The 23,262-nt window shown below is 55.4% G+C and carries 20 protein-coding genes and 1 pseudogene; 12 read left to right on the top strand and 9 right to left on the bottom strand.

The window, feature by feature from the left end:
* A partial coding sequence (locus VI25_RS25115) for a hypothetical protein (protein ID WP_055562460.1) occupies positions 1–479 on the top strand: 479 nt, incomplete at its 5' end.
* Between the two features lie 102 nt (positions 480–581).
* Here the strand turns inward: VI25_RS25115 and VI25_RS09825 are convergent.
* Positions 582–1,244 (bottom strand): DsbA family protein, encoded by a 663-nt coding sequence (locus VI25_RS09825; RefSeq protein WP_055562461.1) that lies wholly within the window; start codon positions 1,242–1,244, stop codon positions 582–584.
* Between the two features lie 365 nt (positions 1,245–1,609).
* Between VI25_RS09825 and VI25_RS24020 the strand changes: the two genes are divergently transcribed.
* Positions 1,610–2,896 carry a T9SS type A sorting domain-containing protein gene (locus tag VI25_RS24020; protein ID WP_152981560.1) on the top strand — a complete coding sequence of 429 codons (1,287 nt, stop codon included), beginning with the start codon at positions 1,610–1,612 and terminating at the stop codon, positions 2,894–2,896.
* A gap of 73 nt (positions 2,897–2,969) precedes the next feature.
* Here the strand turns inward: VI25_RS24020 and rho are convergent, their stop codons facing one another.
* Entirely contained in the window at positions 2,970–5,231 is a 2,262-nt protein-coding gene (rho, locus tag VI25_RS09835) for a transcription termination factor Rho (protein WP_055562462.1), read from the bottom strand.
* 483 nt (positions 5,232–5,714) lie between these two features.
* Between rho and serS the strand changes: the two genes are divergently transcribed.
* The gene (serS, locus tag VI25_RS09840) at positions 5,715–6,989 is read left to right on the top strand and encodes a serine--tRNA ligase (protein WP_055562463.1); all 1,275 of its coding nucleotides are present in this window, start codon (positions 5,715–5,717) and stop codon (positions 6,987–6,989) included.
* An 82-nt stretch (positions 6,990–7,071) separates the two neighbouring features.
* Here the strand turns inward: serS and VI25_RS23335 are convergent, their stop codons facing one another.
* The 4 genes from VI25_RS23335 to VI25_RS09855 all read right to left on the bottom strand — a co-directional run bounded on the left by VI25_RS23335 (position 7,072) and on the right by VI25_RS09855 (position 11,505).
* On the bottom strand, positions 7,072–7,338 hold the full coding sequence (locus tag VI25_RS23335; RefSeq protein WP_072144789.1) for a UBP-type zinc finger domain-containing protein: 267 nt from the start codon (positions 7,336–7,338) through the stop codon (positions 7,072–7,074).
* 266 nt (positions 7,339–7,604) lie between these two features.
* Positions 7,605–8,258 (bottom strand): hypothetical protein, encoded by a 654-nt coding sequence (locus tag VI25_RS09845; RefSeq protein WP_045687586.1) that lies wholly within the window; start codon positions 8,256–8,258, stop codon positions 7,605–7,607.
* Positions 8,259–8,508: 250 nt separating this feature from the next.
* Positions 8,509–9,567, bottom strand: a complete 1,059-nt coding sequence (locus VI25_RS09850; protein ID WP_045687587.1) for a glycosyltransferase family 9 protein — start codon at positions 9,565–9,567, stop codon at positions 8,509–8,511.
* Between the two features lie 300 nt (positions 9,568–9,867).
* Complete coding sequence (locus tag VI25_RS09855) at positions 9,868–11,505, bottom strand: helix-hairpin-helix domain-containing protein (RefSeq protein WP_316934298.1); 1,638 nt, start codon at positions 11,503–11,505, stop codon at positions 9,868–9,870.
* 212 nt (positions 11,506–11,717) lie between these two features.
* Between VI25_RS09855 and VI25_RS09860 the strand changes: the two genes are divergently transcribed.
* The 4 genes and pseudogenes from VI25_RS09860 (at position 11,718) to VI25_RS09875 (ending at position 14,950) form a co-directional block, all read left to right on the top strand.
* Positions 11,718–12,113 (top strand): hypothetical protein, encoded by a 396-nt coding sequence (locus VI25_RS09860; RefSeq protein ID WP_045687588.1) that lies wholly within the window; start codon positions 11,718–11,720, stop codon positions 12,111–12,113.
* Positions 12,114–12,181: 68 nt separating this feature from the next.
* Positions 12,182–12,588: pseudogene (locus tag VI25_RS09865) on the top strand (EVE domain-containing protein).
* Between the two features lie 175 nt (positions 12,589–12,763).
* A complete protein-coding gene (locus tag VI25_RS09870) occupies positions 12,764–14,323 on the top strand; it encodes a hypothetical protein (RefSeq protein ID WP_045687589.1) in 1,560 nt (519 codons plus the stop codon).
* Between the two features lie 66 nt (positions 14,324–14,389).
* Positions 14,390–14,950: a DUF4252 domain-containing protein gene (locus VI25_RS09875; RefSeq protein WP_045687590.1), complete on the top strand. Its 561-nt coding sequence runs from the start codon at positions 14,390–14,392 to the stop codon at positions 14,948–14,950.
* Between the two features lie 434 nt (positions 14,951–15,384).
* Here the strand turns inward: VI25_RS09875 and VI25_RS28445 are convergent, their stop codons facing one another.
* The 3 genes from VI25_RS28445 to VI25_RS09890 all read right to left on the bottom strand — a co-directional run bounded on the left by VI25_RS28445 (position 15,385) and on the right by VI25_RS09890 (position 18,477).
* Positions 15,385–16,260 carry an OmpA family protein gene (locus tag VI25_RS28445; RefSeq protein WP_052695031.1) on the bottom strand — a complete coding sequence of 292 codons (876 nt, stop codon included), beginning with the start codon at positions 16,258–16,260 and terminating at the stop codon, positions 15,385–15,387.
* On the bottom strand, positions 16,224–16,850 hold the full coding sequence (locus tag VI25_RS09885; protein WP_055562464.1) for an outer membrane beta-barrel protein: 627 nt from the start codon (positions 16,848–16,850) through the stop codon (positions 16,224–16,226). Before VI25_RS09885 ends, VI25_RS28445 begins: the two co-directional genes overlap by 37 nt.
* A 331-nt stretch (positions 16,851–17,181) precedes the next feature.
* Positions 17,182–18,477 carry an aminopeptidase P N-terminal domain-containing protein gene (locus VI25_RS09890; protein WP_045687592.1) on the bottom strand — a complete coding sequence of 432 codons (1,296 nt, stop codon included), beginning with the start codon at positions 18,475–18,477 and terminating at the stop codon, positions 17,182–17,184.
* Positions 18,478–18,751: 274 nt separating this feature from the next.
* Between VI25_RS09890 and VI25_RS09895 the strand changes: the two genes are divergently transcribed.
* The 5 genes from VI25_RS09895 (at position 18,752) to VI25_RS26745 (ending at position 23,159) form a co-directional block, all read left to right on the top strand.
* Positions 18,752–19,786: a glycosyltransferase family 9 protein gene (locus tag VI25_RS09895; RefSeq protein ID WP_045687593.1), complete on the top strand. Its 1,035-nt coding sequence runs from the start codon at positions 18,752–18,754 to the stop codon at positions 19,784–19,786.
* Positions 19,787–19,971: 185 nt separating this feature from the next.
* Complete coding sequence (locus tag VI25_RS09900) at positions 19,972–21,204, top strand: M16 family metallopeptidase (RefSeq protein ID WP_045687594.1); 1,233 nt, start codon at positions 19,972–19,974, stop codon at positions 21,202–21,204.
* A 125-nt stretch (positions 21,205–21,329) separates the two neighbouring features.
* Positions 21,330–21,767, top strand: coding sequence for a YDG/SRA domain-containing protein (locus VI25_RS09905; RefSeq protein ID WP_045687595.1), 438 nt, complete (start codon positions 21,330–21,332; stop codon positions 21,765–21,767).
* A 90-nt stretch (positions 21,768–21,857) separates the two neighbouring features.
* Positions 21,858–22,502 (top strand): O-methyltransferase, encoded by a 645-nt coding sequence (locus tag VI25_RS09910; RefSeq protein WP_045687596.1) that lies wholly within the window; start codon positions 21,858–21,860, stop codon positions 22,500–22,502.
* A gap of 126 nt (positions 22,503–22,628) precedes the next feature.
* Positions 22,629–23,159, top strand: coding sequence for a carboxypeptidase-like regulatory domain-containing protein (locus tag VI25_RS26745; protein ID WP_072144790.1), 531 nt, complete (start codon positions 22,629–22,631; stop codon positions 23,157–23,159).
* The last annotated feature ends 103 nt before the right edge of the window (positions 23,160–23,262 follow it).

The raw sequence follows: 23,262 nt of genomic DNA on the forward strand, positions 1-23,262 counted from the left end.
GGGCCGCGGCCGTGGACGCGCAATCGGACACGTTGAAGGTGGTTCGGAAACGCCACGTATTCTCCTCCCCCTCCGTACCCGACGTCTTTATGCTAGTGCTACGGGGCCCCAACTTGCTGAGCGCAGAAGCGGCCTTCACCATTACAACCGCTAGTGGTCAAGTGATTTTTCGGGAAATGCTGAGCGCCTCTGACTTGGAGGCAGCACTAGTGTATGAGATGAAAGGCCCAACTGCTACCCAGGCCGAGCGGGAAGCCTACGTACGCCGCCGCATGGACGAATTTTTCGCCGACAAGAATTTTCAACGTCCCGCCGTACCGGCTTCCGCTACCTACCAGCCGGGTTTGGCCGACCGGGCCGCCTGGGATGATCTGCGCCGCCGTCCCGATGCTACCGGCTTCCATTACCTGGTAGGTAAAGAAGACCGCCGGGTCATTGCGTGGTCAGTGCCCAGCAAACAAGTGGTACGAGTGCAGTAATGCATTCGTAATTTCTATAGAAAAGCCCTGCCGGCGTATAGTCAGCAGGGCTTTTCTATGCGTAGTAACTGCCTCTGTTTGGCACCAGGCCTGGTACAGGACCTAACGCGATTCTTCTTCGGCCTGCATTAGTGCCTGCTCTAGCCCTGCCGCAAACACCTCGTACGGCTGATACCCGCGTGCTAGAACATAGCCTTGCTGACCAACGCGTAAGATGCAGGTTGGGAACCCCTGGACGCCAATTTTAGCCACGGCCGCAAATTCCAACTGAGTACCGCGGGCAGTTTCGGGTAGGGCCAGCTGGCGGCGAAAACTAACCATATCTACTCCGTAAGCAGCGGCTAAGGGCTCGTAGGTACCCATATCATTCAGGTCGGCGCCATCGTGGAAGTAGGCGCGCTGCACGTCATGGGCAAAAGGGGCAGTGTGCTCCTGCCGGAGTTGTCGGAAAGCGTGAATGGCCCGGCATGGCGGCTCTGAGTTTTGCACGTAGGTACCGGCAGCTCCCAGCGCCCGAAAACCCGCGCCAAATGGCACTCCCGTTACGGTCTCTACCTGCTGCAAGCCAGCTTCCATATCGGGCCAGTCTTCACCAATAGGTCCTACCTGATTGCCGGTAACCATACCGCCACATAGTACCGAAACCTCAATTCGACCGGCCCACTCCTGCTGTATTCGCTGGATAGTGGGGCTCATACCATAGCACCAGCCACACAGAGGATCAGAAATGTAAAGAATTTCGGGGAGGTCGGGCTGGTGCTGCATATTCCGCAAAGAACCGACAGTTTCCCCTTTCTGCAAGCCAAACCGCCTTTTATTACCATTTAGCTACTGCTCAGCTTCACTCAGCAACATAATTGGCGCGTTCAACGAGAAGTACAGCCCGACATCATATTTTTCATATGAGCATTTTAATACCTAACTTGAGAATCGATGATCCTATTTTGGGAATTAGCTTTAATACACCCCGTTAGCGTCATCCTTTATCTAGTTAACTGCTTGCCATGCAAAAGCACTCTGGTTGTGCCATTGCCAGCTCTCGACTAGCCGAACACCACTACATATTCTAGTTGTAATCTAATTCTCAAGCTTCCGGTCATCACACCGTGCCGGGCATACTCACCACCTTCATGAAAGTTCCTCTACTCTCTCCCACACACCACAAACTCGCAGCAAAAATTTTATCAGCAGGTGCTTTATTCCTCCTAGGAACCGCGCTTCCTGGAATGGCTCAGTTTACGAGTACTCAAAATTTCGATGGTACAGGCAATTTATCTTACACAAACAGCACAATAGGCAATACAGGGTATCCTGGAACTATAAGATCAGGTAATGCATCAAGTATCAGTGGTAGCAATGCGCTTCCTAATCAAGGAGCTAATTACCCCAATAATTATACAAGCAGTTCAAGTGGATTTGTAGTATACAATCCTAATGGTACTGGTATTGCAAGGCCTATTTCTCAGTTGACTTTCTCTCCTGTATCCTTTTCTAGATCGGAGGGCAGCACAATTAGCTTTCGTTTAGCAGCTTATTCAGATGGTGCCAATAGTGGTCTTGATGCCACTGGAAGAGTTGTATTGAGCTTAGCAACTAATCTTAATAGTAATTTTACTGATTACATTACAGTACAAGGCCCTTCTTCACGTGGCTCTTATTGGGATTTTGGGGCCAATGGTGTAGCATCATCCACTTATCCAACAGTTGCCAATGCAGTGCCTACACCAGTAGGTAACCTTGGAAGCAGTACTTATGGTGGAAATGGAACTGGCACTAGCACTGTTAGACTAACCTTACCTGCTGGCATAACTACAGCCACTCTTCGAATTACACTAGAGGCAAATGCTAAGTCTGCTTTAGTTATAGACGATGTAATTATCACTAGTGCTAGTCCACTTCCTGTTAGTCTAACCAAGTTTGCAGCGGCTCGTCAGGGCAACAACGTATCAGTAAACTGGGCTACGGCTACGGAGCTGAACAACGCGTATTTTGAGATACAGCGTAGCAGCAATAGCAAAGCTTTCAAGACCATTGGCCGAATTGAAGGAAAAGGCACTACCAATACGGCAGCTACCTACACGTTTACGGACAATAACCCACTAAATAGTACGGCTTACTACCGCTTGCACCAGGTAGATACCGATGGCAAAGACACGTACTCTGCTGTGGCCGCAGTTGCAGGACTCAACCAACTAGAAACTGCCGTGTACCCCAACCCAAGCGCCGGCACCATCACCCTACCGGCCACCGACGAAACGGTGCAGTATCGCATCTATTCCGCTACGGGCCAAACAGTAGCAGCAGGCACTGCTGCTGGTGGTGCAACGGTAAACATCCAGAATGTACCCGCTGGCATGTATTTCCTAGAATTGACTACGGGTGGCAAACATTCTACCCAGCGCTTCGTGCGTCAGTAGTAACCCACGTTGCCAACAAAAAGCCCCGCTCATTTCTCGTGAGCGGGGCTTTTTGTTGGGTTAAACTAGGGTCCTAGCCATTCATAGCCATCAAGAACTCCTCGTTGTCCTTGGTGCCTTTCATGCGGTCTTTCAAGAACTCCATAGCTTCGGAGGCAGTCATGTCCGACATGAACTTGCGCAGAACCCAAATTCGGTTCAGTTCATCCTTGCTCATGAGCAGGTCTTCGCGGCGGGTACCGGAAGCAGGTACGTCAATGGCGGGGAAGATGCGCTTGTTAGCCAGCTTGCGGTCCAACTGCAACTCCATGTTGCCGGTGCCTTTGAATTCCTCGAAGATAACCTCGTCCATTTTGGAGCCAGTTTCAATGAGGGCCGTAGCAATGATAGTGAGCGAACCACCATCTTCCACGTTGCGCGCCGCGCCAAAGAAGCGCTTGGGCTTGTGCAAAGCGTTGGCATCTACACCACCCGACAAGATCTTACCCGATGCAGGCTGTACCGTATTGTAAGCACGCGCCAAACGGGTAATAGAGTCAAGCAGGATTACCACATCGTGGCCGCATTCCACTAGGCGCTTGGCTTTCTCCATGGCGATAGTGGCAATTTTCACGTGGCGGTCGGCCGTTTCATCGAAGGTAGAGCTGAGTACCTCAGCTTTCACCGAGCGCGCCATGTCCGTTACTTCTTCCGGGCGTTCGTCGATGAGCAAGATCATCAGGTACACCTCGGGGTGGTTTTCACTGATGGAGTTGGCAATTTCCTGGAGCAGCACCGTCTTACCGGTTTTCGGCTGAGCCACAATTAGCCCCCGTTGCCCTTTACCAATTGGCGAGAACAAGTCCAGAATGCGCGTGCTATACTGCCCCGATTTGGTAGTGAGCTTAAGACGCTCCTCCGCAAAGAGTGGAGTCAGGTTGTTGAATGGAATACGGTCGCGAGCTTCTTCTACCGAACGTCCGTTAATGCTTTCCACCCCCACCAGCGCGAAATACTTTTCGCCTTCGCGAGGCGGACGTATAGTGCATTTCACCGTATCGCCGGCTTTCAGAGCAAACTGCTTCACTTGTTGCGGCGACACGTAAATGTCGTCGGGAGAGGCGAGGTAGTTATAGAACGGACTGCGGAGGAAACCATAGCCCCCATCGGGCATCATTTCCAAGGTGCCGTCGCCGGGAATGACAATGTCGAACTCCGGCCGTGAAGCGGGGCGGGGCTGCTGCTGATCAACAACGGGGCGGGGCTCCGTACCATTCAGGCGGGCTTCTCCGTGCTGACCCTGGCGCTGCTCTAGGCGCTCGGCCTGGCGCTGCTGGCGTTGCAGTTCACGTGCTGCGTAGCGCTCCTCCCGGCGTTGCTCCCGTCCTTCACGCCCATCGGGGCGGACGCCATCGCGCAGGGGACGCTGCACTACATCACGGGGCTCGCGAGGCGCATCGTTGCGGAAGTCGCTGCGGGGCTGGTCATTGGCGGGGCGAGGCTCCCGGCCATTCTGCCCAAGCTCCGAGCGACCATCGCGGCCATCTCGTTGAAAACGTTGGTCGCGACCATCGCGCAAGGGCGCAGGTGCCGTGGGGTCAATTGGGCGCAGCTCGCGGGGTAGGCTTTGGGGAGCCAAGGCGGGCGCTGGAGCTACTGAGGCTTCTACTTCCGCAACCGGAGTTTCTGCCACGGGAGTTGAGTCTTCTGCGGGGGCTTCTAACACCGCCACTTCAGAAGCGGTAGCAACAGCGCCGTTAGTGGGGCGGCCGGCACGGTCGGTGCGCTGGCGACGCTCTGGGCGCTGGTATAATTTCACAGGGCGGTCGGGGCCATCGGCAGCCGCGGGAGCGGGTAGTGCTTCTACTGGCGCAGGGCTAACCTCTGGTGCAGCACTAGGCACCTCCGTGGAAGGCACTTCTACGGGAGCAGGAGCGGGTGCTTCGGCTACTGGTGCCTGCGGTGCTACTTCTGCAACGGGGGCGGCAGGGGCTTCTACCACCGGGGTTTCAGCTAACGGGGCTGCGTCGTCAGGTACGGCGGCGGCAGGAGCAGCTTTCGGAGCACGGGCAGGACGGGCACTGCGGGCCGGACGAGGGGCGGGAGTTGCGGCAGGCTCGGGGGTTACTTCAGCCGTGGCTACCTCCTCCACTACTGGGGCCGCACCAGCAGCCTTGCCCGTAGCGGGCTTTGTTTTCTTAGGAAGCTTATCGGCGGGCGTAATAGCCTGCTGATCAAGGATCTTATAGATGAGATCTTGCTTACTGAGTTTTTTGAAGTTACCAACGTTCAATTCTTCAGCAATTTCCTTCAAATCGGACAACAGGCGGTCCTTCAACTCTTCAATAGTGTACATAATAAGATGCGGGGCAAAAATCAGGCGGGGGTACTAAGCCGAACAACAGGCAGCACAGGCCATTCTGGGCACAAAAGGCACGGCCACAGCAGTGCGCAATCAACAGAAAGCGGAAGCAAAAAGGAGGGTGGTAGCGGAAGGCGCTGGAAAAATTGCGGGCCGCACGCATGTACAATTGTAGACTGCGGGCCCGGCATCAGCCGCCGGCTTGCTAGCGCAATGTTAAGGTAATACACGGGAACTGCCAAATCATATTCCAGATTTTACAGTCTGTGTTCATAACGCGGTTTTTGGTCATAAGGATTCACGTAAACAGCTTCTTACCCAAAGAAATTTTGCAGCCTGTAGCTGCGTAGCCGAAATAGTACCTGTGTATTAGTGCCAAACGGCCGCTGCCTATCGTAAGCAAATCGGTGGCGTTTGCTGCATCTGCCAAATAAGAACTATACTTTTGTTGTATTCCAATTCGCGTTTTCTGCCGTTATGCTGCAAGTTTCTGTACTGAAAGAGCACACCGATGCGGTGCTGGCCGCCCTGGCCAAAAAGCATTATAAAACTGCGGAGGCCGATGTGCAGGCCGTACTGACGCTCGACCAGCGCCGCAAAGACCTGCAAACGGCTCACGATGCCAGCCAGGCGGAAGCCAATGAGCTAGCCCGCCAAATTGGCGGCCTGATGAAGTCTGGCGACAAAGCCGGTGCTGAGGTATTAAAAGCTCGCACTGCCGACCTGAAGCAGCAAACCAAATCACACGCCGAAGAGCTTACGCAGGTGGAGTTTGCCTTGCAGCAAACGCTCTACAAGCTTCCCAACCTACCCCATAGCAGCGTACCCGAAGGCCGCACCGCCCAAGACAATGAGGTAGTACGCGAAGGGGGCCAGAAGCCCGAGCTGCCAGCCGATGCCCTCCCCCACTGGGAGCTAATCAAGAAGTACGACATCATTGACTTCGAGCTAGGCAACAAAATCACGGGCGCCGGCTTTCCCGTGTATAAGAAGCAAGGCGCTCGTCTTCAGCGGGCTTTGATCAACTTCTTCTTGGACCAGGCCCGCGATGCGGGCTATGACGAAGTGCAGCCTCCGATTTTGGTGAATGAGGCCAGCGGCTACGGCACCGGGCAGCTACCCGATAAGGAGGGCCAGATGTACCACGATGCGCAGGACAATCTCTTCCTGATTCCGACCTCCGAAGTACCCATCACCAACCTATACCGCGACGAGATTATTGCCGCCGATCAACTGCCGATTCGTAATACGGGCTATACTCCCTGCTTCCGGCGGGAGGCAGGTAGCTGGGGTGCCGATGTGCGCGGCCTCAACCGCCTGCACCAGTTCGACAAGGTGGAAATCGTGCATATTACCTATCCCGAGAAAAGCTACGAGGCCCTCGACGGTATGGTAGCGCATATTGAAGGGCTGTTACAGCAGTTGGAGCTACCCTACCGAATTCTGCGTCTGTGCGGCGGCGACATGGGTTTCACTTCGGCCCTCACCTTTGACTTGGAAGTATGGAGCGCCGCCCAGCAGCGCTGGTTGGAAGTAAGTTCGGCCTCTAACTTTGAAACCTACCAAGCTAACCGTCTTAAGCTGCGCTACCGTGGTGAAAATGGTAAAACGCAGCTACTTCACACGCTCAATGGCTCGGCCTTGGCCCTTCCCCGCATTGTTGCAGCACTGTTGGAGAACAACCAAACCCCAGAGGGTATTCGCTTGCCCGCCGTACTACATAGCTACTGTGGTTTTGATACCATCAAGTAAGCAGTAGTACAACAGTTACCCCAAACTAAAGAGGCCCGCTACGGCGGGCCTCTTTAGTTTGGGGTAACTGTAGCAACGGTATCTAAAACTCGGCCAGTTGGCTGTCTACGTAGCACCACGCCCATTGCTCGCCAGGTTCGGCGGAGGTGACAACGGGGTGCTCGGTAGCACGAAAATGACGCGTGGCATGCTTGTTCTTAGAGGAGTCGCAGCAGCCAACATGCCCGCAGGTCTGACATACGCGCAAGTGCACCCACGTGTCGCCCATGGCTATGCATTCTGGGCAGACGTGCTCACTTGGGGCCGGCAATAAGGTGTGTAAGGAGTGAAGGTGGTTGCAGAGGGCCATGGGCAGCAAGGCATAAAGTGTGGGCGAGTATAGCTAACTATCTTTATTCTGCTCCTATTAAGTTGATTGTCAACCGCAGTGCACCGCTTGTTAAGGTTTTTTTACACGGGCCACCTCCCAGATATAATCCGCAGGCGTTGCTGCTGCTCAAGGCTGATGCTCTAGTTCTACCTCAATATTTCCCCTGCCCCTTTCTAACAAAAAGCCGCTTCTACCAAAGCAGGTAGAAGCGGCTTAGAGTAAGCCTCCTGAAATCAGGGGTATCCTTATGATTTGGGAGTGTAAGGAAATTTCTTGGATGCGTTGCGCATCAGCACATTTACCATGCCTTCCGTGGAGCTGCCTACTGAGCCAGAAGCTATGTAGTCGTATTTCCACAAAAGCTTACCAGCATCCGACTCGTGGATGTTAACGGTGATGTTTGCTTGGTTAGTGGCACCCCAGGCACCTACCAGCAGGCCTACTGCTACGGCAGCGCCGTCGCTCATGGGCTTAGACGTACGTACGCTCGTAGTAAGCACAGCATCTACTCCAAGGAGTTTGGCTAGCTCCTGCGGCGAATGGCTACGCAATTCAGTATAGGGGATATTGCTTTCGCGCAAACGCGTATTGGTTTGCATTATATCCTGAAATTGTACGGTATACCCACGTTGCTGGCTCCGACGTAGCAACCATGCGTAAATTTTCTCCTGGAAGTCTATCCCGCTCTGCTGCTCAGTAGCACGCAGTTGCTCCATTGACATCCGACGAGCCTGGTTAGGACGGAGCTGCATGGTAACTGCAGCAGGCAAAATAGCTACCGTTTTATGCTTGGGAGCATACGAACGGAAATCCTGAGCCATATAAATGCTGGGGCCGCAGGCGGTAAAGAGTACTGATACTAGCAAAACAGCTAGCACTCGAAAAGTAAAAACTCGCATAGAGAGCTGTAAGAGTGAATGTATGAAATAGGATTATGCCTGTTTAAAACGCTTGCAATTATACAACATTCCGCAACATATAGAAACGCCGTTAATTATATTTAACACATAAAGCGAAACAAAATTCAGGCAAACGCGTTGCGCCGAAATATCCGCGTTATCCGTGGCTGGTACAGTACAGTGAAGCTCAGCCCAGGATAGATATGGACTAGCCGTTACAGTTGGCGGAAACACAACTAGGCTGCTTAGGCTAGCGACCAGCTGGTGAAGCTGGAAAGTCCAAGTCGAAGCGGATGTCGCGCATGCACTTAAAATGCCCTTGAGGGCACTTTTCATAGCCAATCTTGGAGCAGGGTCGGCAGGGCAGCCCGTTTACTTCCAGAATGCGAAACTCTGTGTGGTAAGGATACATGCCAAACTCCGGCACGGTGTTTCCCCACACACTTACAATCTCCTTACGAAACGCAGCAGCTATGTGCATCAGGCCCGTGTCGTGGCTTACTACTAGCTGCGCCTGACGAACTAATGAGGCCGATTGGTTGAGTGAGAACTTACCACAGGCGTTGTAAATCAGAGGAGCCTTGGTGACGGGAGGCGCCGGGAAATACGCCGGGCTGTCGGGGATGCGGCCGGGAGCAGGTGAAATTGCGGCGGCCTCTTTTTCGAAAGCTAGTTCTACCACGTGCCCAGTGCTTTCATCACCGGGGCCACCGAGTAGGACAATGGGCTGGCGCAACTGCCCGCACAATTCAATAATGCGCTCTACGGGCAGACGCTTGGTAGCATGCTGGGCACCAATGGCAAATGCAATATATCCCCGCTGGAAGCCCGCCGGCAGGTCCGTATGAACATCTACCTCATCCTTGGCAGGAATGAAATAATCTAGCCCGCGCCCATCGTTTTGCACTCCCAAAGGTGCCGCCGCTGCCAAGTACCGATCCACGATATGGACGCGCGGCATGGTGTTTACCTTTAGGTTTACCAGCAGCCACTTACGCCAGTTTAGCTTATTGAAGCTGGAAGACTTCACGCCTAATTGCAGCTTAATTAGGCTAGTGCGCAGATTATGGTGTAAGTCCACCACAAAGTCAAACTGCTCGGCCTTCAATTCCGCTACCAGTTCCTTGAGGCTTCCGGTTAGGTAATGACCTTTGTCAACGTACGGATTCGGCTCAATAAGGCCCCGAAACGCTGGCTTGGTAGCCACGTGTACTACCGCACCCGGCACCTGTAATTTCAGGCCGCGCAGTACGGGAGTTGTGAGCACAATGTCGCCAATGGAAGAAAAGCGCAGAACAAGGATTTTCATGCAGCAAGGGTTCGGCCTCTGGTGGCCTAAAGGCTGAAATCGGCAATGAGTTCCACCTTCCTGGAAGTGAAATAGGTAGAAGCACTTACGTGGCGGCACTAGCTTCCGTAGGCAAAGCGTTGGTTTACGCGTCCGCAATTGCCTACAGAAGGCAGTGTGCAGCGCCCGCCAGCGCTAGCCGGGGTTACTATCCAAATAAGGAATCCTTAAACTCCAGAGGTGGCTTGATGGCGGCCTTACGTTGGGCAAAATACTCGGCTACCTCCGCCGCCGACTTGGCGTTGAAGGTCATTTCTCGGGTTAGCCCGCCTTTTCGGCCCATAAACACTCCGTACCGCATATCGGCGTAGCATTAGTGTGGTGGGCATCCGGGTTGATGCTGAGTTGCACGCCTTGCTCCAGTGCGTAATGCACCCACCGCCAGTCTAGGTCAAGACGCCAGGGGTTGGCATTTATTTCGATGATAACCTGGTGTTGCGCGCACGCATCAATAATGGCTTTGTGGTCGAGAGGGTAGCCCTCACGGCGTAGCAGCAGGCGGCCGGTAGGGTGGCCTAGCATGGTAGTGTACGGATTCTCGATGGCCCGCAGCACCCGGGTGGTGGCTTTACGCTCATCCATTTTCAAGTTGCTGTGCACCGATGCGACAATAAAGTCGAACGTTTCGAGGATAGCCGGTGGGTAGTCCAGGGAGCCATCGGAGAGAATATCTGACTCGATGCCCTTGAAAATGCGAAAAGGACCCAATTCTTGGTTTAGTTCATCTATTTCGCGCTGCTGCTGGCGCACGCGCTCAGGCTGCAAGCCATTAGCATAGTGAGCAGCTTGCGAGTGGTCACAAATACCCAGGTACTCGTACCCCTGGTCGCGCAGGAAAGTGGCCATTTCGCGTAGGCTGTGGCTGCCATCGGAGTAGGTACTATGGTTGTGCAGGGAGCCGCGCAAATCCTGGTCTTCCAGCAAGCGGGGTAGCTTGTTTTCCCGGGCCAGGGCTAGCTCCCCCAGCCCTTCGCGCAATTCAGGCTCCACGTACTGCACGCCTGCTTTCTGGTAGATGTCGGCCTCCGAGGCAAAACGCTCCCGCTTTGCCCACTGGCGCAGGGTAGCCGGTTGCCCAGCCCTTGCCTCACCCAATGGCTCGGTCAGGTGGGCCTCTGCTGCTGACTGCAAGAATACTTGGTTAGTAAAATCAGCTGGTGCTACAAACAACACTTCCACTTTGATGCCGGATGCCGTGGCCGTGCCGCGCCATGCGAATGGGCCGCTCAGCAACGGATCGGCGGTGATACCTTCTAACTGGTTGAGCACTGCATGCGCGGCTGCGGGGTCGGTAGTGGCTGCTACCACGCTCACCGTTTCAACTATTTCCAAGCGGCGGCGCACTTCACCCGTCACGGCGGTTTGCGATACGCCAGCCGCGCCCTTTACGTGTTCCACCAAGCTAGTGGCTAGTTCCTCGGCTTGGGGATAGAGCACTTTGCCCTGGCTCTGACTCGTGAATTCCAGGGCCGCTAGAATAGCATCCTGCGTTTTCTTGCCAAAGCCTTTCAACTTACTTACTTGGTCGGCCTCGGCTGCTTCGCGCAGCTGCTCGGGGCTCTCAATGCCTAGTTCCTTCCACAGGCTCCGGATTTTTTTGGGGCCAATGCCCTTGATGCCTAAGAGCTCTACTACACCGGGCGGCGTGCTATTAAGGAGGCGCGTAAGTTCCTCAAACGTACCCGTATCGAGCATTTCGGCTACTTTGGCGGCGGCTGTTTTGCTTAGGCCCGTGCGGTCGGGCAGGCCGTGCCGCTCTAGTGTAGCCACGGGTACGCTTAGCTGCTCCAGGGCACTGGCGGTGCCTTCGTAGGCTCGAATTTTAAAGGGGTTTTCTTCGTGCAGCTCCAGTAGCTGGGCCGCAAGACGGAAGGCACGGATGAGGGCACGGTTGTCCATAGCTGGCAAAGGTAGCGGGTGGGATGAATGTACCTAGGCTGGGGCGTATACGTATGTTGGCTACCCATCTTGGGCAGGACGCGGTCAATTTGTTTACTTTCGGCAGTTGGGTCGCAACAGCTACGCTGGAAGTGCCGCGGCCGCCAACTTGCGTTGCGTTTGTTTCCATACGGCCCTAGGGCTTCGGCCGGCCACCTTTTTGCTTATTCTGTATGCGCCTGTTCACTCTCCTTGCCTGCCTGAGCGTGCTGCTCCTGGCCGCTACCTGCCAGTCTGGCGCCGAATCTGCCGCCCAACTCAAGCAGCTGGAGCGCACTTGGTTGCACGCCCACGAGGAAGACCAGGCCGATGTGCTCGTATACCGCCCCAATACTTATGACTTCCCCCCTTCCCGGGGCCGCACGGGCTTTGCCTTCGACCACAATGGCTTGTTTACGCAGTACGATATTGCCCCCACCGATGGCATAGAGGGCCGCAGGGGCCGTTGGACGGCGGAAAACGACCATACCCTCCGCATTACCCTCGAAGACAAGAAGGACCCCGACTATACGCTAGAAATAGTATCCTTGGAGAAAGACGTGCTGAAAGTGCGGCGGGTGGAGCTGTAGGTTAACGCTGAGCACTAGCGGGTTCCGAAGGTGGCAGCACCAGAAGCTTCTTTCGTAGCTTGCAGGCCATGAACTATTGGCTTGTAAAATCTGAACCGGCGGCCTACTCCTGGGCCGATTTCACCCGTGACGGCAGCACCGACTGGACGGGTGTGCGCAACTATCAGGCACGCAACTTTCTGCAGCAAATGCAGCCCGAGGACTTAGTCCTCTACTACCACAGCGTGAGCGACAAGGAAGTGGTGGGCGTGGCCCAAGTAGTAGCGCCTGCCGCACCCGATGTAACGGCGGAAGCTGGCAGCCCTTGGGTGGCCGTGCGCCTGAAGCCTTTCAGCCCTTGGCGCGTGCCGTGTCGTTGGCCCACATCAAACAAGATGCTCGCCTAGGACAAATAGGGTTGCTCCGCCAGTCGCGCTTGTCGGTAATGCCATTGCGGCCAGAAGAGTTTGATGCCATTCTTGAGTTGGGAAGCTAACTCGTCATCGGCTACTTGTACTACCCCGCGGCTGCCCAATTTGGGCAGCCGTTTTTATTTGCTAGCACGTATGGAAATCTATCGAAACCGGCATCAACTATCCGCGGCGGGAACTGGTATTGCCTGGGCTTCGTCGTATCTTACTTAGGTATTCCTAGGGTCTTGCACCTGCGCTATGAAACACTCCTACGTTCTTCTGCTACTCTGCTGGCTGGGCGGGCTGGCCACTACCGTGGCAGCTCAAACCCCAGACCCGGCGCCTACCCAACCCGCCCGCTTAGAGCTTGACTTAGATGCGTACGAGAGCGATGTGCACGTAGTACCCATGCCCGAAGACAGCAGCGTGGTGTTGCTGGTAGAAAAGGAGCAGCGTACATCCTCGCGCTCCGAGTTTAGCTTCCAGAAGTACGATTACCGCTTGCACGCAAGCCGCCATCAAGTGCTGGAAGTGCCCCGGGAGTACGAATTCAGCCAGATTTGCGCCGAAGGCACCGATGTATACACGTTGTTTCGCTCCCAAAGTACCCCTGGCAAGCTGTGGATAGCTGCGTTTGACACCCGCACGGGCGAGCTAGGTACGGGCGAATTTGATACCAAGCTGGTTCGCTCCGTGCACGACCTGAAAGCATTGGGCGGCAATCTCTTCGTGACAGTGTCTTTAGATCGGCACCTAACCATTTTGCTGCTGGATTTGCATACTGCACAGTTCCGCTTTCTTCCCTCCGTGTATGAGCCCATGCCGGCCACCTTGTCTTTCCTGGCTGACTCCGTGACCAAGCGGGCTGAGTTCGTGCTTAGCGAGTCAAACGGCTTTAAGTCGCGGTTGCAGGTAAAGCAGCTTTCTGACCAAGGCCAGCTACTCCGCTCTGAGTTTGTGCAGGCGGAAAGCGAGCGGGGTCTTATTGCGGCCCAGCTTAGTCCTGGCGACAGTGCCGCTCGCCTCCTGGCTGGCACCTATACCCTTCGCGACGCTCGTTACTCCCAGGGCTTGTTTGCGGCCGACCTAACCGCGGGCACCACTGCTACCGGGCAACGCCGCTCCCTGCGCTTCTACGATTTCCTCAATCTGAAGCACTTTTTCGACTTTATGAAGCCGTCGAAGGTAGCGCGCATGCGGGAGCGTAATGCCCGTCTCAAAGCTGAGTCGCGCCAGAAACGCCTCCACTACCGCGTGCTCATGCACGATATGCGGCCGTTCGAGGGTGGGTATGTGCTGGTAGCAGAAATGTATTTCCCCCGCTACCTGTACGGCAATACCTACAGCCCCTTTGCCTACATGCCTGGCTACTACCCCGGCTACAATCCGCGCTATAACTCGTACTCAGCCCGCGGCAATGAAACCTACCGCACTACCCAAGCGCTGGTGTGCAGCTTCGACCGACACGGCAATTTACTATGGGACAACTCTTTCCTAATGGAGGACGTGGAAACCACGACCCTGCAAGAGGTAGTACGGATGCAGCCCTTACCTCGAGGCCGGGTGGCCCTGTGCTACCTCGACGAGGAAAAACTACGCTATAAGATCATCGACCGCGCCCTACCTTCACCCAATGACCAGTATGTGCTATTAGCCACCAACACATCTGGCCTCAAGGAAAAATCAGTGAACGTGCAGCAAACGGGACTGCAAGCGTGGTACGGCAGCCGTTTTGTAGCGTATGGCTACCAGGATGTACGGCCCGAGCATGGAGAACATCGTAACGTATTCTTCCTGAACGCCATCAATTTTCAATAGTCGTTCTTGGAAAACAGGCGCGGGCCAGCTGCGTATGTCAGATGCACATTCTGTTCATTTGCTACTATGAAACTCCGTACCCTCTCCTTCCTCACGGCCCTCGCCCTGTTACTCCTGGCCGGCTGCCGCGCTGGTGGCCCTGGCAACCCCGCCCGCACCGTTGCTGAGTTTTTCAGCAAGTATGAAAACCGCCCCGGTTTTAAAGCTACCGACTGGTCGGCGGGGCTTACGACGCGTTTGCTACTCGGCCGTATTGGCAAGCTTGGTGGCGAAAACGACATCAGCCAGGCCCTATCGGCCGTGCGGAGCGTGAAAGTCCTCACTTTCGCCCCTACTACTTCTAGTGCCCGCGAGCTGGTAGCAGAAGGCCTCACCAAGGAAGTGGATGGCTTGCTGGCCAACGAACGGTATACGCCCCTAACTACCTCTGCTACCGACCAGACCGCCGTGCTTCGCTACTCAGCCCGCCAGCAGGGCGACCGAGTAACGGAGTTTGTAGCTACCGGCAATGTGCAAGGCGCCCCCGACTCCTTTATGCTGATTTCGGTGGCTGGCAACTTCACCCGGGAGCAAGTCAATCAGCTTACCAAATTTTTGCCCAGCGTAGCCGGTGAGCTTGCCCGATAACGGTTCTAGTTTTTTCTTCTACTTACTTGGCCACTCCACTCCTGGGGTGGCCTTTTTGTGTTCCGTATCCAGCAATGGAAGCTAGCCTAAAAGCCTTAGGGCTTGTTAACCCCGTGAGGGTATACGTTGCTCATTCATTGTTTCCTGCTTGTTCTAGCGGCATTGCCACGTACCGTTTGCCAGCCTACTTCTGCTACCAGTCCACTACAGCTAGTGGCTGACTCGTACTAAGCCTTGCCGTCAGGCACAGTTGAGCCCACACTTATACTGGTATACTTACTACATCAGCACAGTGACAGCAGAGAAGAATCAGAAGCTAACAGGAGTACACGGCCAACGGACTAAGGCCGCTTAGTTTGTCTTAGTAAACCTACAGGCACAAAAAAAGCGGCGCACCTTTCGGTACGCCGCTTTTTAGCTATGCGCAGGGCCGGTTAGGGCTGAGGCGCGTTCGGGATGTAGAACTCGAAGCGGAACTCTACGCGACGGTTCTTTGACATGTTGTTTGACGAAGTGTTCGGAGCAGCTGGCTCAGATTCGCCACGACCTTCCGTAGTTACACGGGTGGGGTCAACTTGCTTGCCAGTGAAATAGCGCTTCACCGAGCTAGCACGACGCTCCGACAGGCCTTGGTTGTACTCGTCGGTACCGCGTGAGTCAGCGTGGCCGATTACCCGGATGCTATACTCGGGGTGATCTTTCAGCGCCTGTACCATTTTGTTCAGGGCAGGGTACGAAGTGCGCTTAATTACCGTGCTGTTGGTCTCGAAGCGGATAGGCTGCTCGAGTTTCCGGATGGCCGGATCAATTTGCAGCGGGCAACCCGTGCTATCTACGCGGGCACCACGAGGCGTATCGGGGCACTTATCAGCAGCATCTGGAACACCATCACCGTCGGCGTCAACTACCAGCGGGCAGCCGTTGGCGTCTACTTGCGTACCGGCAGGAGTGTCGGGGCACTTATCGTTCTTATCTGCTACGCCGTCACCGTCAGCATCTGGGCAGCCGCGCAGGGCGGGCAGGCCAGCCTGGTCAGGGCATTCGTCGTCTTTGTCAGCTACACCGTCGTTGTCACGGTCGGGGCAGCCTTGCAGAGCCACGGTACCAGCTTCAGTGGGGCACTGATCTTGGTAATCTGGAACGCCGTCCTTATCGCCGTCAAGCGGGCAGCCGTTCTCGTCTACTTGTACGCCCGTGGGTGTATCGGGGCACTTGTCTTTGCGGTCTGGAACACCGTCCTGGTCGGCGTCCTTGGCTTTACCAAAGGCAACGGTTAAGCTACCGTGTGCTGTAGGAACTTGTCGTCCCACTTGTTGTCGTCGCGGGCAGGGTCGCCGTCGATGTTAGCATTCAGCGGAATGTGCTGACCGGTTTGTACAAACAGGCCTACTGCATCGGAGAGGCGGAAGTTGATACCAGCGGCCCCAAACAGGTCGAAGTAGCTCTTGTCCTGGTCGGTGTTCTCAGTGCGGTTGTTACGAACAATGTTTCCTTCGCGGCTCGTGTACGTCCAGCCGGGAGCGGCCAGCAGGTAAGGGCGAATGAAAGACTCTTCTTTCAGCAGCTTGAATTTCAAGCCCAAGTTCACGTTTACTACGTTGGTAGCGAAGTTGCTACCATAGTAAGGAGCGCCTACGGGAGCGTTTTTCTTAAACTCTACGTAGTTGCCACTCAGCATCAGGTCGAGGCCCGAGGTGAGGTAACGGTTGATGGAAATACCAGGACCGTATTTGTTCTCGCTCCACTTCCAATAATCGGAACCGAAGTTGCCTTTGTACTGAAAGGCATTACCGGTTAGGCTAATGGCCGTCTTGCGGTCGGCGGTCTGGGCTTGGGCCCGCGGGGCCGCCGCCAGTAGCGTCAGACCCAAGGCCGTTGAAGTTGCTAAAAGGTGTCTCATAGGAGCGAAGTTAGGTGGAAGAAATATCACCGCTTAAGATGGGCTGCACAGGAACAGCTATATCCCAGCTAAGCAGCCTATACCCCGCCTTCGAAAATAAAGTTGTTGAATTGTCGGAAAAAACCCCTTCCAGCCCACAAACCGAGTGGTAATGAATAGGACTACAAGTATTTATATAGTTCCACAGTTGTATTCGAAATCCTGCTTCAAAGTATTTATCAATAAAACTATTCCTAGAAACAGGGATTTTATCGGTTACGCAAAAAAAATAGGACAACCATCCGGTCATCCTATTTTTTACTGCTTCAATCCTCTGTTTGGGGTTTCGCTGCTACCGGTTGGCTTGCATCAATCGCTCAATATCGTCTACTTCAAGAGGGATATTTTTCATGAGGTCCTCGTTTCCCGAATTGGTAATGAGAATGTCATTTTCGAGACGAACACCCAATCCTTCTTCGCGGATATAAATACCCGGCTCGCAGGTGTACACCATGCCTGGCTCGAACACGCGGTACTTAGCGCCCACGTCGTGCACATCAAGGCCAAGGTAGTGCGAAGTGCCGTGCATGAAGTACTTCTTATATAAAGGCGCAGCCGGATCTTGGTTGCGCACATCAGACTCATTCAGTAGGTCTAGCTTGATAAGCTCTTGCTCCATGAAGCTCCCTACGGCAGCGTGGTACTCCTCAATCTGATTGCCGGCTATGAGCTTGCCGGTAGCAAACTTCATTACGCGCAATACCGCTTCGTACACGTCGCGCTGGCGCTTCGTGAACTTCCCATTCACCGGGATGGAGCGTGAAAGGTCGGCGGCATAATTGGCGTACTCCGCGCCAAAGTCCATGAGCAGCACGTCGCCATCCTTGCATTCCCGGTCGTTGCTCACATAGTGCAAGATGCAGGCGTTGGCACCCGAGGCAATGATGCTACCGTAAGCGGGGCCACGGGAAGCATTGCGCAGAAACTCGTGGGAGATTTCGGCCTCAATTTCATACTCCATCACGCCGGGCTTCACAAAGCCCAGCAGGCGGCGGAAGGCCTTATCGGTAATGTCGCAGGCGCGGCGCATCAAACGAATTTCCTCGTCGCTCTTGATGGCCCGCAGGTGGTGCAGGATGGGCGCGGCGCGGCGGTACTGGTGCAGCGGGTAGGCCTCACGCAGCCACTTGCCGAAGCGGGCGTCGCGGGTTTCTACCTCCACCACGGCCCGAATGTGCTCGTTGGAATTCAGGTACACGTTTTCGGCCTCGTTCATAAGAGCCGGCAGCACCGTTTTGAAGGACTCAAGCCACATAATGGTGCGCACGCCGGTTTGCTCGCGGGCTTGCTCTTTGGTCAGCTTATAGCCTTCCCACACCAAAATATGCTCGCTGGTTTCTTTTAGAAACAGAATTTCCCGGTACTGGGGCAGGGCGGCATCTGGGAAGATTACCAGGATGCTTTCTTCCTGATCTACGCCCGAGAGATAAAACAGGTCGCTGTTCTGGCGGAATGCCATCGTACCGTCGGCATTGGTCGGCATGATGTCATTGGATTGGAAGATGGCCAGGGAGGCCGGGGGCAGCTGCTGGGTAAAGCGGCGGCGGTTCTGAATAAACAGGTCGGGCGAAATTGAGCCGTAGCGCATGGGCACAAAGCAAAGTAAAGTGGCACAAACGGAAGCCGCCGAAGCGGCCGGGGCAAGTTAGGCAGTTCCCAGCGGGTTTAGCTTATGAATGGCTCCGTAGCGTATCTTTCTAGCGTTCGGCTGGGTTTGGCTCCGAAGGGAGGGAAATAGTTGTGGCTACCCAAGCCGCCGCTTTCCGGGGCTAGCCAACTAGAGCTAGCAGGCTACGCTGCCCTGGTGCATGTAGCGAACCGCTCACCCGTGCGGTATCTTTGCCCTTTGCTTTTCCGTTGCCATGCCTGCTTCGTCCCGCCCTGCCGTTCTCCTTATTCAAACTGCCTTCATCGGCGACGTGATTTTAGCCACGGCGCTGCTGGACTACCTGCACCGCACCGAGCCCGACACGCCGGTAGACTTTTTGGTGCGCAAAGGCAACGAGGGCCTGCTGAAGGGGCACCCGCACGTGCGGCACGTGCTCATTTGGGATAAGAAGAAAGAAAAGTACCGGGGCTTGTGGCACCTGCTCCAGCAAATCAGAAAAACACCTTATGGACGCGTGGTTACGCTCCAGCGGTTTGCATCCACGGGCTTTCTCACGGCTTTCTCAAATGCTGCGGAACGCGTGGGCTTCGACAAAAACCCATTCGCGTTCCGCTTCACGCGAGCCGTACCGCACGTGCTCGGCGACGGTGTGCACGAAGTAATGCGCAACCTGCACCTGCTCGACCTAGCCTATAACGGCCCCACCATTCCGCCCCACCTCTACCCTACCCCTCCCGACGAAGCATCCGCTAGCGAGCTGGCACGCTTGGCGGCGGGTGGGCCCTACATCTGCATTGCGCCTACCTCGGTGTGGTTTACCAAGCAGTTTCCGGAAGAGCAGTGGCTGAAGCTGCTAGCGGCACTACCGCCCCGCTACACTGTATTTCTGCTAGGTGGCCCTCCCGATGTAGAGGCTTGCGAACAGCTCCTGGCGCGCACTACCCGAGCCAACGTGTTTAATCTGGCGGGCAACATGTCCCTGCTGGCTTCGGCGGCGCTTATGCGGGGGGCCGTGCTCAACTACGTCAACGACTCGGCCCCTATGCATCTGTGCTCGGCAGTAGGCGCTCCGGTTTGCGCGGTGTATTGCTCCACGGTGCCCGCCTTTGGGTTTGGGCCCCTCAGCCCATTTTCTAGGGTAGTAGAAATTCCCCACCCCCTGGAGTGCCGGCCCTGTGGGCTGCATGGCTACAAAGCTTGCCCCCTGGGCCATTTCCGCTGCGCCCATGATATTCAGACCAGCCAACTCCTAGCCGTACTGGCCGAGCGGGAGCAGGAACTGGCGTAAGGTGCGCTTAGTTGCTGGCAAATGGGTAGTGCGCCCTTGCTGTACCAGCATGCCGCTAGGGCTTGAGTAGGGAGTGCGGCTGCGTACCTTTGCAACTTCCTGAAACCTACCGGCCGGGCTGGATAGTTATACAAGGCCGGAGCAGTAGTATACGCTTCGGCTTATCGTCTTTTAGACCTCACACAATGCCTGACTACGACCTGTACGAGTTGCCTAATGGCATCCGGGTTTTACATAAAACTGTTCCGCACACCAAAATTGCGCATTGCGGCTTCCTGCTCGACATTGGCTCCCGCGACGAAAAGCCAAGTCAGCAAGGCTTGGCGCATTTCTGGGAGCATATGGCCTTCAAGGGTACCGAGAAACGCAAAAGCTTCCACATCCTCAACCGCCTAGAGACGGTGGGCGGGGAGCTGAACGCCTATACCACCAAGGAGAAAATCTGCTTCTATGCTTCTCTGCTAAGCACCCACTTCGAGCGGGCTTTTGAACTGCTGACCGATCTTACTTTTCACTCGGTATTTCCCGAGAAGGAGATTGAGAAGGAGCGCGGGGTGATTCTGGAGGAAATGTCTATGTACCACGATGCTCCCGAAGACGCCATCATCGACGACTTCGACGACGTGGTATTTGCCCACCATTCCTTGGGGCATAATATCCTGGGGACCCGGGAAAGTGTGAGTGGCTTCCAACAGGCCGACTTTCGGCAGTTTCTGGCCGAAAACGTGCGCACCGACCGGTTGGTGTTCAGCTCCGTGAGCAACCTACCCTTCAAGGATGTGAAGCGTATGGCCGACAAGTACCTGGCACCCATTCCGGCCCAGCTGGGCGAGCGTCCCCGCCGACCGTTTACCAGTTACCAGCGGCTGGAGCGTATCGAGCGCAAGCCTATTACGCAGGCTCATTGCCTGATTGGGGGCCCAGCCTACGCTATTGAAGATGAGCGACGCATTCCGTTTTTCCTGCTGAGTAACCTACTAGGTGGGCCCGGCATGAACTCCCGCCTCAACTTAGCCGTGCGCGAAAAGTATGGCCTGGTGTATACCATTGATGCTACCTACTCGCCTTATACTGATACGGGCCTGTTCGGCATTTACTTCGGCACCGAGAAAAAGCAAGTGAACCGCACCATTTCGCTGGTGCAAAAGGAGCTAAAGCGCCTGCGCGAACAAGCCCTGACAACTACCCAGTTGCACAACGTGAAGGAACAGCTCATGGGTCAGTTGGCAATGGCGGAGGAAAGCAACGGGGGGCTTATGCAGCTCCTTGCTAAGAGCACCCTCGATATTGGGCGGGTAGAGTCGCTCAATGAAATTTTCGAGCGGGTGCGCCGGATTACAGCCCCGGAACTACTAGGGCTAGCCAACGATATTCTGCACGAGGACAACCTGAGCGTACTGCAATACGTGCCCGAGTAACCTCAACCGCTAGCTTAGGTGGGAGGTAGTGGGGCTAAGCCACGGCCTAGCGTAGCGTATTGCTACCGGCGTGTCTTGGCTAGCTCTATCTTCCTGCTCCGGCTCTTTCCTCCTACCTATCCGCCATGCCCATCTTCGGTCATATTAGCTACTACCGGCCCGGTGACTTGTTTGCCAATCGGCTGGAGTTGAGCCGGGCCGGACTGCACCGACCTACCCGGGCGGGTGTAAGCGGCAGTGAAGCCGAAGGCGCCGACTCCATTATCCTGGCCGACCAGTATGAAGATGACGATTTTCGCGAGGAGGAAATTATCTACTCTGGCAGTGGTGGCCGCGACCCACGTACGGGCAAGCAGGTGACCAACCAGGAAATGACGGGCCGCAACCTACTGCTGCGCTACAGCTTAGAAACCGGGCGGCCCGTGCGGGTTTTTCGCAAGGTGCCTACCGAAGCCAGTATGAGCTACCGCTACGAAGGCCTCTACCGCGTAGTAGGTGCTGTTTATGAAGCCGGTAAGGCGGGTTTTCTGGTTTGGAAATTTCGCCTGCTCCCCATTTTCTAACCTTATCTACTGGGCCCACCTGAAGCTGTCTTCTACAAGACAGCTTCAGGTGGGCCTTTTGTGGTAGCATAACACCTTATTTTCCCACGCATGTACTCCCCCGACGAAGCTCAACTCTACGCCGACCAGCATACTACCGCCGAAAACCCCCTCCTCGCCCGCCTCAACCGCGAAACTCACGTGCAGCTGCTGCACGCCCGCATGCTGTCGGGGCACGCCCAGGGCCGCTTGCTGAGCATGGTGAGCCATATGGTGCGCCCGCATCGGGTACTGGAGTTGGGCACCTTCACGGGCTATTCGGCGCTGTGTTTGGCGGAGGGGCTGGCCGCCGAGGGCGTACTCCACACCGTGGAGCAAAATCCAGAACTCGAAAGCCGCATCCGGCGCTACCTGCGCGAAGCCAGCCGGGAAACCCAGATTCAACTGCACATTGGCGACGCGCGCACTATTTTGCCTACGCTGCACGAACCCTGGGATTTGGTGTTTATTGACGCCGACAAGATCAATAATGACACCTACTACGAATTGGTCTTACCCCAGGTGAGGCCAGGAGGGTTCGTGCTGATCGACAATGTACTTTGGGGCGGCAAAGTGGTAGACTCCTACCCCGTCAAGCCCTCCGATAAAGACACGCACGCAGTCCGCGCCTTCAACGACAAGGTGCAGGCCGACGAACGGGTGGAGAACGTGTTTCTTCCCCTGCGTGATGGATTATTGCTAGTGCGTAAAAAATAGAAATACGCTGCTTAGGGGGTAGCACTGGACTTTCTTTGCTTTTCATGGATTTAAAGCGCCGCGCGCATTAAACGCGGCGTGGTCTTTTGCGTCTATTGCGGCTAGTGGTTCATCCTCCCCTCGTTTATGCCAAAACATCTTCTACTTATTTTACTGCTGCTGTGGGCCAGCGTTGGGGCCGCGCAGGCTCAGTCCTCCGTGAGCGGGCGCATTCTGGACGGTAAGGATCAGTCGCCGTTGATTGGGGCCAACGTACTGGTGCGCAGCCTCTCCGCCGACTCCGTAAAAAGCGGGGCCGCCGCCGATTCTGATGGCAACTTCACGGTAGCAGGTCTGCCCGCTGGACGTTACGAGCTTTCGGTTTCTTTCCTGGGGTACCAAACCTTACAGCGCCAATTCTCGCTGGCGGGCCAGCCAGTAGCGCTCGGCACGCTCAGTATGTCGTCGGGCGGAGTAGCCCTTAAGGGAGTGGAAGTGGTAGCAAAGCTGCCGCCGCCGTGCAAAAGGGCGATACGTCGCAGTTCAACGCTGGCTCTTACAAAACCAACCCCGACGCAAATGCGCAGGACCTCATCACCAAAATGCCGGGCGTCACGGTTGACCCCGCTTCCGGCAAGGTGCAGGCCCAGGGCGAGCAGGTACAGCGCATTCTGGTAGATGGCAAAGAGTTTTTCGGCAACGACCCCGACGCCGTGCTCAAGAACATCCCGGCCGAAGTTATCGACAAGATTCAGGTGTATGACCGCGCCTCCGACCAAGC

Source organism: Hymenobacter sp. AT01-02, from assembly GCF_000961955.2.
Taxonomy (GTDB): domain Bacteria; phylum Bacteroidota; class Bacteroidia; order Cytophagales; family Hymenobacteraceae; genus Hymenobacter; species Hymenobacter mucosus.